Raw genomic sequence first — 6301 nt, 5'->3', positions numbered from 1 at the left:
TTATAATATCACATCAATTTACCTAGTCATATATTAGTATAAATTACTTTTTGAGGTGATATTAATAGAAAATATAAATTCAAATAAGATAAATTCAGGATTAGGGCTAGTTCAAAACATATCTAAAAGTTTATTTGGTAAATTAGGAATAAATGTTGGAGCAGGTGAAGAAGGAACTAGTACCATAGAAGTTACTATTATATCAGGAGATACACCAGAAAATGTAAGGAGAGAAATAGAAAAGGTAGGTGGAAGTTACTACGATTTAGGCTATGGATTTGGATTAGTAACAATTCCAAGAGAAAAGGTAATTGATCTTGCTAATATCCCATCTATTGAATATATTGAGTTACCAAAGCAATTATATACTACAGATGCTAGTAGTAATAGAGCAGCTTGTGTACCAGAAGCAAGAAATAATTATGGTATTGAGGGTGAAGGAGTTTTAGTTGGATTTATAGATACAGGTATAGATTATACTCATCCAGCCTTTAGAAATAGTGATGGTACCACTAGAATAGATTATATTTATGATTTAAGTGAGGGTGGAAAGTCATATAGCAAGGATGATATAAATAATGCTTTAAAAAGTCAAGATCCATATTCCATAGTTCCATCTATTGATACTGTTGAGCATGGAACTCATGTAGCAGGCATAGCATGTGCAGGAGGAAGTATTAATACTGAATATTATGGGGTGGCACCTAAGAGTTCCATAGCTATGGTTAAATGTACAAGAGGTAATTTTGCACTTAGTAGCAATATTATGAAGGGATTAAAGTTCTTAGTAGAAGCGGGGAAATTTTTGAAAAAGCCTTTAGTAGTTAATATTAGCCTTAGCACCAATGATGGAGCTCATAATGGAACAAGTCTTCTAGAACAATACATTTCTACCATATCAATATTAGAAAGAGTGACAATAGTAATAGCAGCTGGGAATGAAGGGGATTCAGCACATCATATAGGAGGAAACTTAAGAAAACAAAATAAAATATCTATAAATGTAGCAGGAGATGAGCCTGGAATAGTATTAAATTTATATAAGCCTGTTTTATCAGATATATCTATTAGAATAACTAGTCCTGCTGCAGCAACTAGCGGAGATATAGTTGTTAGAGAAGGATATTACGAAGGGACAATAGGAACTGATAGATATCAAGTTTATTATTCAGGACCAAAACCCTTTGATATAGTTGGAGAAATTACAATTGCTATATTATCAAGTGGTCAATATATATTATCTGGTCAATGGGAAGCTAGAATTAATTTGTTAAATAAATATTCTGGAGTTTATGATATGTGGCTACCAATTAGAGAGGGTTTAAATGTTAGTACTAAATTTTTAGAACCAACTGTTTTAAATACTTTAGGAATACCAGCTACAGTAACTAATGTTATAGCAGTTGGAAGTTATAATTATTTAACTAACAATATATCACCTTTTACTGGAAGAGGTAAGGAAACAATTTATCAGCCTATAAGGCCAGATTTAGTTGCCCCAGGGGAAGGGATAATTTCTTCAGTGCCTAATAGAAGCTTTGATTATAAAAGTGGTACATCCATGGCAACACCACATGTTTCTGGAATAGCTGCTTTAATGATGGAATGGGGAATAGTAAAACAAAATGATCCTTATCTTTATGGCGAAAGACTTAAGTATTTTTTAGTGGTATCTGCAAATAGAAGTAGAACAGATATAACATATCCAGACCCTACTTGGGGATATGGTGAAGTTTGTTTAAGTTCTGCTATAGAGAAAGTCATTGAAAATATAGGTTTTATGATGAATAGGAGAAGTAATGACATGTATGGTCTTATTGATAGGCTTGAACAAAATGAAAATCAAGATGAAGAAGAAGTAATAGGGATTCTTGTTGAATATAATTCTTTAGAAGAATTAAAGAAAATAAATGAACTTCCAGGTGCTTCTGTTGCTATATTAGATACTAACTATGCAGTAGTATTTATACCTTATAATAGAATTTCGGAAATTAAGCCATATATAAAAGATATTGTATCTTCAGAAGTTCAAGCAATTTATACTTTAGAAGAAACTTCACCAGTAGATGCAAGTGGGGCAACATTATTTCATAACAATCCTTATCTTCAATTAAATGGAAAAGGTGTTATTGTAGGTATTATTGATACAGGTATAGATTACTTAAATAAGGAATTTATGAATGAGGATGATACAACAAGAATTTTAAGAATATGGGATCAAACTATAGATGGAAATCAAGAGGTATATGGAGTAAAGATGGGAATAGAGTATAAGGAGGATGATATAAATAAGGCTATACAGATAAGCAAAAATGGTGGAAATCCATATGATATAGTCAATAGTAGAGATGTTATAGGTCATGGAACTTCAATTGCTAGTATAGTTGGAGCTAGGGGGTATAATCCAGAAGTTAAAGGTGCTGCACCAAATTGCTATTTTGCAGCAGTTAAATTAAAGGAAGCAGCTAAGATTTTACAGAGAAAAGCAGGGATTAACAACATTAAGGAAGGTAGATACTTAGGCATAGATATAATTTTAGGAATAAGATATTTATCCAGGTTAGCAAGTGATGTTAAGATGCCAATGATAATTTGTATTCCTCTAGGAACTAATACAGGAGCCCATGATGGTACTAGTGAAGTTGAAGGATCAATTGAATCTATAAGTAATCAGATTGGTGTTGTTTGTGTTACTGGAACAGGAAATGAAGGTGATACAGATACACATGCTGAAGGTAGATTCATACAGTCTGGAGAAATAAGGAATATAGAAATTAAAATTGGTAAAGGGCAAAAGGATTTAAACTTTCAAATATATGCACAGCAACCAGATAGGGTATCTTTAGGTATAGTATCACCATCGGGAGAAATAATAGAGAAGATACCAGCTAGGTTAAATAAAGTAGAAAATGTAAACTTCATTTATGAAGGCACTAAAATGAAAATTTCTTATCTTTATCCAGATCCAATCACTGGATCTGAAGTAATAAGTATTGAAGCAAGGGGATTAAGAGAAGGTATATGGCAGTTTAGATTATATGGAGATTATATTGTTGATGGTAGGTATTGGAGTTGGTTACCTCAAAGGAGTTTGTTAGATGAAGAAACAAAATTTCTAAGCCCAAGTCAATATACTACATTAACTATGCCAGGAACAGCAAGAAAAGCTATAGTAGCTGCATTTTATAATCAAAATAACAATGCAACGGTTGGACAATCAGGAAGGGGATTTACTAGGGATGGTAGAGTAAAGCCTGATTTTGCAGCAGGGGGCATAAATGCTACTGTTACGACACCAGGAGGAGGTACTAAAAAAGTTAGCGGTTCTTCAGTAGCAACAGCTGTTACAGCAGGATGTTGTGCGCTTTTAGTACAATGGGGAGTTGTAGAAGGTAATGACAAAAACTTATATCCTATAAAAATTAGAAGTTATTTGATAAGAGGGACTACCATGAGAGTTGGTGATAAATATCCTAATGAGCAATGGGGATATGGAGCCTTAAATATGAAAGGAGTTTTTGATTCAATAAGAGAAAATTTATCTGGAGGAGTTGAGAGTACAAGAGATGATGAAGAATATAATGTTGGGAAGTTATTCATAAGAAAACCTGAATATATGTAGTTAATTTATATAAAAAGAACAAAATTAAAAATAACACATATATTAATTAAAGGAGAAATAATAAAGGAGAAATATATGCCACAAGGTAGGCTAAAAGTTCAATGTTTTGTTAATGAAACTTATATACCTGTTGACAATACAAGAATAACTATAAGACCATCAGAAGGTGGCCCAAGTGCAAAAGTAATATCATTATCTACAAATTCAATGGGAGAATCTCAAATTATAGATTTAGAAGCTCCACCATTAGAGTATTCACAGCAACCAACTGGACAAATTCCATATAGTATGTACGATATACTAGTGGAAAGAGAGGGGTTTCAAAGTATATTAATAAATAGGTGCCAAGTATTTCCTGATGAGCTAGCCATACAACAATGTAATCTTATAGAATCTTCAGGAATATTAACAAGAATGGAAAATATAAATATACCACCCAATACAACTAATTCATCACAAAATAATCAAGGTGGGAATACTAATGAAATAATAAATATAGGCCCTAATACATTAAATGGTAATTATCCAGAAAAGATTCCAGAAGAAGTTGATAAACCTCTTCCACCACCAACAAGTGGAGTAGTTTTGCCAAAGCCAGTTGTACCAGAATTTATAGTAGTTCATGCTGGAGGTCCTAATAATACATCTGCACCAAATTATAAAGTGCTTTATAAGGAGTATGTAAAGAATGTAGCATCTTGTGAGATTTATTCAACTTGGCCAGAAAGCACCATAAGAGCCAATGTTTATGCAATAATATCATTTACTTTAAACAGAATATATACAGAATGGTATAGAGGTAAGGGCAAAAATTTTGATATAACAAACTCAACAGCTTATGATCATGCATTTACTTATGGAAGAAACATATTTGAAAGTATAAGTGCAGTAGTAGATGATATTTTTGCAACTTATATAAGGAGAATAGGAAGAAAACAGCCTCTATTAACACAGTATTGTGATGGAAAAAATGTTACTTGTCCTGGATGGATGACTCAATGGGGAAGTAAGTATTTAGGAGATCAAGGAAGAACTCCTTACGAAATTTTAACTAATTTTTATGGAAGTGATATAGAGTTAGTAACGGCTGAGCAAGTTAAGGGGATCCCTAAGTCATATCCAGGCTATGATTTAATAGTAGGTTCAACTGGGCCAGAGGTCCAATCAATACAGGAATATTTAAATAGGATATCACAAAACTATCCATTAATTCCAAAAGTATCACAAGATGGAGTGTTTGGAGAGAGTACTGCTGAAGCAGTTAGAGTTTTTCAAGAGGTATTTAATCTACCAAAGACGGGAGTAGTTGATTATGCGACTTGGTATAAAATTTCTGATATATATGTGGGAGTAACTAGAATAGCTGAACTTAGAAGAAGTACAAAATCTGTAGAAAGAATTTTTATACCACCAAGATCCTTTGATAATTATTATGATAGATCAGTACCAAGATTTAATTATTTAGATGATATGTAGTAATAAAGAAGAAGTTATAACAGATATAGATTACAAATATTTTATTTTTGGGAATTTATAAAAATATTATCCTATAAATAATTTTTTATAAATTCCTTAATTTTATATTAAACCTTATAATTCAGATATATTATTAATTTAATTCTTTTTTATGTTTATAATAAAAATATATTGTCTGAGTAATAAATACTAAGCTAAGAAGTCCAAAAAATGGATACAATGAACCTATAAGGTTAGAAAATCCAATTCTAGATATAGGTAATGCAATTAGAATTACTATAAAAATTCCTTTTTTAAAGTCTATTTTAAAGGTGTTGTTTATAGTTTTACTAATTGAATAGACATCAGAAACTTCTGTAGAGAACATTTCAAGTAATATAACAATTAATAATAATGCTTGAATTATATTTCCAAAGGGTTCGGCAACAAATAATAATGGTATTTCATACTTATGTATATAAGGTTGGTTTATCATAAGTAAAAAATTAATTGAAAAACTTAATAGCACTAATCCTAATGCACCTAAGGAAATTCCAAGAAACATTGTTTTAGTTTTTTTTATTTGATTGCTTAAAGGAACTAAAACACCTAGGCAACAAAGTGTATTGTATCCAGCATAAAGAATTGTAGATAATGCTATTCCTTTCTTAGTAGCTTCAAACTTTGTTATTTGTTCAATGGACACTATATCCTTACAAAACATAAAATATAATAAGGTAATAAGGGTAATAGTAGTAATTAGTATTGGAACAATAAAGGAATTTATTTCAATTAATCCATCGGTATCTCTTAATAAGAAAAAGATAGCTATCACTACCATAATTAATGATCCTATAATCTTTGGAATTCCAAAAAATTGATTAATTAATGCACCACTGCCAGCTAAAATTATAGAAGCACTAGAAATCAAATAAAGTGTAGTTATTACTCCTGTGATTTTACCAAGAATATTCGGACTGACAATTTTTATAACATCACCATAAGAGTTTAATTCATACTTAATACTTATCTTGGAAACTATAGATCCGAGAATAATATAAAATATACCGCATACTATAATTCCTAAGAAACTTACTACACCATACGATGTAAAGAATTCTTTAATTTCCTGTCCAGATGCTAATCCAGCACCAACTATTGTTCCTATGAAAACAACAGCTACCTGAAAAATTTTAGAAAGTTCATTTTTCATTTAAAGTCCCC

Annotated in this window: 3 protein-coding genes; 2 read left to right on the top strand and 1 reads right to left on the bottom strand. The window is 31.1% G+C overall.

From position 1 onward, the window contains the following. Positions 1 to 55 precede the first annotated feature (55 nt). Entirely contained in the window at positions 56 to 3622 is a 3567-nt protein-coding gene (locus ACQRD5_RS16500; RefSeq protein ID WP_427747069.1) for a S8 family serine peptidase, read from the top strand. A gap of 75 nt (positions 3623 to 3697) precedes the next feature. Further along, positions 3698 to 5098 (top strand): peptidoglycan-binding domain-containing protein, encoded by a 1401-nt coding sequence (locus tag ACQRD5_RS16495; protein ID WP_308779519.1) that lies wholly within the window; start codon positions 3698 to 3700, stop codon positions 5096 to 5098. A 133-nt stretch (positions 5099 to 5231) separates the two neighbouring features. Here ACQRD5_RS16495 and ACQRD5_RS16490 read toward each other — a convergent pair whose 3' ends face one another. Next, positions 5232 to 6290, bottom strand: a complete 1059-nt coding sequence (locus tag ACQRD5_RS16490) for a YkvI family membrane protein (RefSeq protein ID WP_427747068.1) — start codon at positions 6288 to 6290, stop codon at positions 5232 to 5234. Between the last annotated feature and the right edge of the window lie 11 nt (positions 6291 to 6301).

Origin of the sequence: Clostridium sp. SGI.024 (assembly GCF_050315195.1) — a bacterium.
Classification (GTDB): Bacteria; Bacillota; Clostridia; order Clostridiales; family Clostridiaceae; genus Clostridium.
Note: the sequence above shows the minus strand (reverse complement) of the source record. Positions and strands in the feature narration are given on the sequence as shown.

Excerpts from the sequence above, each read along its gene's own strand:
- ACQRD5_RS16495 (WP_308779519.1), top strand. The coding sequence starts at position 3,698 with ATGCCACAAGGTAGGCTAAAAGTTCAATGTTTTGTTAATGAAACTTAT.
- ACQRD5_RS16490 (WP_427747068.1), bottom strand. The coding sequence starts at position 6,290 with ATGAAAAATGAACTTTCTAAAATTTTTCAGGTAGCTGTTGTTTTCATA.